The following is a 5392-nucleotide window of genomic DNA, read 5'->3' on the forward strand; positions in this document are numbered from 1 at the left end:
CGCATGACGGGCCTGGCCGACAAGTAAGTGGGGCGGCGGTTGGACGGTGACTGTCTCAGTCTTCAGATCGGACTTGGGGGACGACTTGACTTCGGGTTTCGTTGCTTGGTTAATCGAGGGAGTCTGGCTCAGACTGACGGTTTTCCCATCCCAGGTCGCCGATGACGGCGCCACGCCTTGCGGGTCACTCGTGGGTTGGCTCTGGGTGTTGGACAAGGACGATACCGATCCGGAGCCAGTGATGGAGTTCTGCATGTTCATGGTTGTTCTCGATGGTTAATATTTGCTCAATCAGGATCCCGGAAGCGGTCTTGCCAAATCCGATTCAGGCCGCGTCAGCCGATTGATACGAGGATCACCGCCATGGCCCAGATCGCCCTGCTCGAAGACGAAATCGCCCTGCGCGAGGAACTCGCGCTGTTTCTCGCACGACGCGGCCACGGCATCTTCCAGGCCGGGAGCCTGATGGAATTCTGGCCCCTGATGGCCGTCATCGATCTCGCCATTCTCGACATCATGCTCCCCGACGGCAGCGGCACCGAGGCGGCGATCCGTTTGCACCGCGACCACCCGCAAGTCGGGATCATCATGCTCACGGCCCGCTCCGCCGCCGAGGACAAGCTGGCCGGTCTCTATGGGGGCGCCGATCACTATCTGGTCAAGCCCGTGCGCTTCCTGGAACTGGCGGGGTTCCTCGATGCCCTGCTGCGGCGCCTGGTGGGGGCAGGCTGGCGTCTGGATCTGGCGCGGCATCGGTTGACTGACCCGGCAGGTCAAAGTCTTGATCTCAACGCTCATGAGCTGGTCTTATTCAAACAGCTATCGGCCAACCCTGGCCAGATCCTGAGCCGCCGCGTCCTGGTGGAGGCCTTCGGCGAAAATTGGCTCGATTACGACGAGCGGCGCCTGAATACCATGATCAGCCGGTTGCGCGGTCGCTGGCACGAGGTCAGCGGTCAGACCCTGCCGCTCAAAACCGAACGCGGGGCCGGTTTCAGCTTTGGGGCAACGATTCAGCGGCTCTGAAGGGCCGGGCGCGGTCCCGGCAGCCAGATACGGAAGCGGCAGCCCTGCTCAGGTACGCATACGGCGGTCAGGGTGCCGCCCTGGGTCTGAATCAGGCGCCGCGCCAGCGTTAGACCCAGTCCTTTGCCGGGTTGACCTTGAGCGGTGGTGCCGCGGAAATAGGGATCAAAGAGGGATTCGACCTCTTCCGGCTTCAGCCCAGGGCCATTGTCCGCCACCTCCAGCCAGAGTCCATCGCTGGCCCGCTGGCCCGCCGGCGCGGCGTACAAGCGGATAATGCTCCCCTCGGGGGTATATTTGATGGCATTGTCCGCTAGGCTGCGCAGCACCAGCCCTATCAGTTCCCGATCACAGGCGAATCGAGTCGGCAGCCCAGTGAGGTAGACCTCGACACGGATGATGTGACGCTCGCTTAACAGCCGCGTCGCCGCCGCCGCTTCCTCCAGCAGCTCGCTAGGGTTGCAGGGGGTCCGTCGCAGTTCCAGGCGCAACAACGAGAAACGTTCCTCCGTCAGGTGATCGTCGAGCAGGCGTGTCAGGCGTTGGGTCGCCTGCAGGATGCGGACGTAGCGCTGCCGATTCGGATCGGCGCGCTCCTCCGCTTCCATCTCCAGGTTCTGGGCGATGTTATCGATCACCGCCACGGGGGTGCGCCACTCGTGTGAGATCGTAGCCAGGAACTCCCGCTGCTCCTCGCGCGCTAAGCGTTCGGCCTCCAAGGCATTCTGACTCTGGGAGATGGCCGCGCGCAGGGCCTGGGTGCGCTCCTCGACTTGCTGTTCCAGGTCGGCGGCATAGGCCAGCCGCAGGGCATGGGCGCGGCGCTCGACCACCAGATTCGCCTCCTTGAGCCGGTTGAAGCGTTCCCCTAGGGCCATGGCCAGCAGCAGGAATTCCAGGGTGGAGCCGATGGTGAGGCTGTTTTCCGTCAGGAAATTGGCAGGGAGCAGTCCGGGCAAGCGGATCAGATGATGGACGAGGATGCCCAGGATGAGGCACGACCAGGCTAGAACGAGATAGCCCGCTGCGGCGAGACCCTGCCGCCAGACCCGTACCCCGGCCAGCAGATACAGCAACACGAGCAGGATGTTCAGGATGATGAAGATTTGGACGAACCACGGTATAGCGGAGCCGGTGGCCTCGCCCAGCCACAACCCCGTGCCATACATCGTCAGAATGGCGCCCTGCAGCGCCGCAGTCAGTCTCCACAGCCACCGATGCCAGCAGGGGAGACGTGACCGCGTCTCCAGGAAGTGCGTCACCAGCGCGGTCGCGGGGAGATGCAGCAGCGCCGGCAGCAGGATGTCAAAGTGCCGGTTCCACTCCGGCCGCCCTGGCCAAAGACTCTGAAAGCCGAGACCGCTGACGAATCCTAAGTGCAGCAGCAAGAAGGTTCCCAGGTAGATGGCATAGAAGCCGAATCCCCGGTCGCGGGTAGAGAGGAACAGCAGCAGGTTATAAGCCAACAGCGCCAGACCGGCGCCATAGTAGAGGCCCCAGCCGAGCGCGGCCTGGTGGCGGATGGCTTCGAATCGTTCCCCATCCCAGAACCGCACGGGCAGAGGAGGGAAGATCCGCGACTGGCTGTCCAGGCGCAGGTAGATCCGCGCCTCCGTCTTGGGAGCCAGGTTCAGCGGTAGGGCAAAATGCGGGTGGAGCAGCGGACGCGTGGCGAACAGTCGCTGATCGCCGGTACGGTAACTGGCCAGAATCTCATTTCCCTGAAGGAGAAAGATATCCAGCAGATCCAGACGCGGTGTGGCCAGTTCCAACACCAGGGCGCGGCTGACATCATCCTCATTGCGTACGCGCAGCCTCAACCACCAAGCGGAGGGGGAATAGCCGAGGCGCAAACAATCACCGTCCAGGGGAAGCCACCGGGTTGCCGGCAGGGCGATCGCCCCTGCCAGATCCCATTGCCGCTGGGTGTCTTCCAGTACCTCGGCCAGGCCTGTCACCCTGGATAAGCCGGGGAGAGCGGCAAGCTCGCGACTGGCGGCGGCTCCAACCTCCCACGCGAGCGCGTTGCCGATGGCCAGGAGCAGCAGCAGATGGCAGGCGGTAAAGGCTTGAACAGCCGGCATGGGTTCCTATTGCGTCAGCCCGAGAGCCAGCATGGTGACATCATCCGAGGCCGGGGTGCCCTGGACATACTCTTTGATGGCTGAACGCACGGCAGCGATGACGGTGCGCGCGGTGCGCGGCGCGACGGTATTGACCGCATCGAACAGGCGTTGTGCACCGAACAGTTCGTCGCGCTCATTCATCGCCTCAGTGACACCATCCGTATAGAGAAGCAGAATGTCGCCCGGCTGCAATTGAACGGAAGCGGTCGCAAAGATGGCATTTTCCATGACGCCAACCATCATGCCGGGCTTGACTGGAAGGAACGCAAAAGTACCGTCGCGCCGGGCGGTGAGTGGCGGGTTGTGGCCGGCGCATACATATTCCACAGCGCCGGTCACCACATCCAACCAGCCCATGAACACCGTCACGAACATGTTCTCCTCGTTCTCGGCGCACAGCATGTCGTTGGTCCGTCGCATGATCTCCTCGAGCGAATTGCCGGAAAGCGCTTGATTCTTCAGGATCGTGCGCGTAATCACCATGAACAATGCGGCGCTGACTCCCTTGCCGGAAACATCGCCGATGCAGAAACAGAGGCGGCGCTCGTCAACCATGAAAAAATCGTAGAAATCGCCTCCCACCTCGCGCGCGGGCTCCATGGTGGCGTAGAGATCCAGATTAGGAATCTTCAAGAACGGCGGGAACGTGCGCGGCAGCATACTGCCCTGGATGCGGTTGGCTACGTGCAAATCGTGCTCGATACGCTCCTTCTCAACGGTGGTGCGCCGCAGGGTCTCGATGTGCTTCTTCAGGTCGAACTGCATGGTGTTGAAAGCCGTGGCCAATGACTCGATCTCGTCACCGGTGCGGATTGCGAGCGGCTGATCCAGCGCACCGGATCCGACCTTTTTCACGCCTTCCAACAAGTCGCGGATGGGCGCGGCCAATCTGCGGGAGATCACGCCGACCACGATCAGCACGGCAGCAATGATCCCGGCCATCAAGTAGAGCAGAACGCGCATGAGCCGGGTCGCCGGTCCCATGAGTTCGTCCTCGCGCAGGGCCACCCCGAGAACCCAGCCGGGGGCTTCGCGGATCCTGTGATAAACCGCCACCATTTTTTCGCCGTCGGGCCGGTAGTACACGACGGAGCCGGCCTCTCCTTCCATCATGGCCCGCCCGGCTTTATCGAGATCGACAAAGCCCATCCGCGCGGAATCAAGGAGGTTCAACTTCATGCGCAATTCCGCGCTTGGATGCGCAATCAGCAGTCCGTCACGTCCCACCACATAACCAAAACCGCTCTCTCCGAACTTGATCGTCTCGGCAATTCCGGTCAGCGTCTCCAGCATGATCGTCGCGCCGATCAGTCCGATCCGTTCGCCGGCCTGGTTGATTACGGGGCTGGCGGCGACGAACACATTGATCCCTGCGGACGCGCGCGACTGCAGCGGTTGACTGACAGAGGCATTGGCGCCTTGCACCATTACCTGCTGGAAGTATTCACGATCCGCGACACTCCCTTCCGCGCCGTTGGTGGCAAGGAAACGCCCCTCGCGATCCGCGAAGAAAAACACCTCGTAATCTGTGTCGTTCATCACCACGAGAGTGTCCTTCATCTCCGCGAGGATGGCCTGGCGGTCGCCAGACCTCACCGCGTCGCGCGCAGCGACGACATGTACGTCGTGCAGGTAACCACGGATCAAGCGGCCGATATCATCGGAACGCGCGGCCAGCACTTCCTCGCTCAGTTTCCTGGTCAGAGGCACCAGGGTATCGCGGGTCTGCCAGTACATGATGATGCCGAACAGGATCAACGCCACCGACAAGACGCCCCCGAAGTACGCCAACATTCGGCCCCGGATGGTTTTTATCATGATGATCTACTTCGGTAATGTTTTTTCTTAACTTAATGGCAGTGACCCCCTACCTGCATAGGATGGCCGGAGTTATGATCGACGCCCAGCTCGGCGGCGTTGTTGGTAAACGGCACCTGAGGTACTGCAACACGCGGAAGATCGCTTCCCAAGCGTTCAGCAGCTTGAACGCCAAAGCAACAATCTATCTGATCCGTGCGATCAGCAATATTACCGAATATGACTTTTCCTGGGTGTTCGTCACTGGGTGTTCGTCAAATAGGTTGATTGGTTCCTATGTCGTCCTTCCATACTTTAATATAAAAGAAGGTAAGTTGTTGATAAAAATCATTTAATATTTTAAAGGAAGAGGCACTCCGTGAAGTTATGTCACATTTTTGAAGTGATGTAATATTTTGTAAGGTTTCAGAGAGTTTATGGCG

5 protein-coding genes are annotated in these 5392 nt (G+C 60.7%); 2 read left to right on the forward strand and 3 right to left on the reverse strand.

The window, feature by feature from the left end; all coding sequences use genetic code 11:
- Window positions 1-261 (reverse strand): hypothetical protein (locus tag QZY07_RS07000; protein ID WP_295401037.1); only part of this gene is annotated, 261 nt, incomplete at its 3' end.
- A 102-nt stretch (window positions 262-363) separates the two neighbouring features.
- Here QZY07_RS07000 and QZY07_RS07005 point away from each other — a divergent pair.
- Window positions 364-1026 carry a response regulator transcription factor gene (locus tag QZY07_RS07005; RefSeq protein WP_295401040.1) on the forward strand — a complete coding sequence of 221 codons (663 nt, stop codon included), beginning with the start codon at window positions 364-366 and terminating at the stop codon, window positions 1024-1026.
- Here the strand turns inward: QZY07_RS07005 and QZY07_RS07010 are convergent.
- Both QZY07_RS07010 and QZY07_RS07015 read right to left on the reverse strand, forming a co-directional pair.
- Window positions 1014-3110, reverse strand: coding sequence for a sensor histidine kinase (locus QZY07_RS07010; RefSeq protein ID WP_295401042.1), 2097 nt, complete (start codon window positions 3108-3110; stop codon window positions 1014-1016). The two genes, QZY07_RS07005 and QZY07_RS07010, sit on opposite strands and share 13 nt — an antisense overlap.
- A 6-nt stretch (window positions 3111-3116) precedes the next feature.
- Window positions 3117-4970 carry a SpoIIE family protein phosphatase gene (locus tag QZY07_RS07015; RefSeq protein WP_295401045.1) on the reverse strand — a complete coding sequence of 618 codons (1854 nt, stop codon included), beginning with the start codon at window positions 4968-4970 and terminating at the stop codon, window positions 3117-3119.
- Window positions 4971-5044: 74 nt separating this feature from the next.
- Here QZY07_RS07015 and QZY07_RS07020 point away from each other — a divergent pair, with 74 nt between their 5' ends.
- Window positions 5045-5305 carry a hypothetical protein gene (locus QZY07_RS07020; RefSeq protein WP_295401048.1) on the forward strand — a complete coding sequence of 87 codons (261 nt, stop codon included), beginning with the start codon at window positions 5045-5047 and terminating at the stop codon, window positions 5303-5305.
- Window positions 5306-5392: the final 87 nt, after the last annotated feature.

The organism is uncultured Thiocystis sp., assembly GCF_903866365.1.
Classification (GTDB): domain Bacteria; phylum Pseudomonadota; class Gammaproteobacteria; order Chromatiales; family Chromatiaceae; genus Chromatium.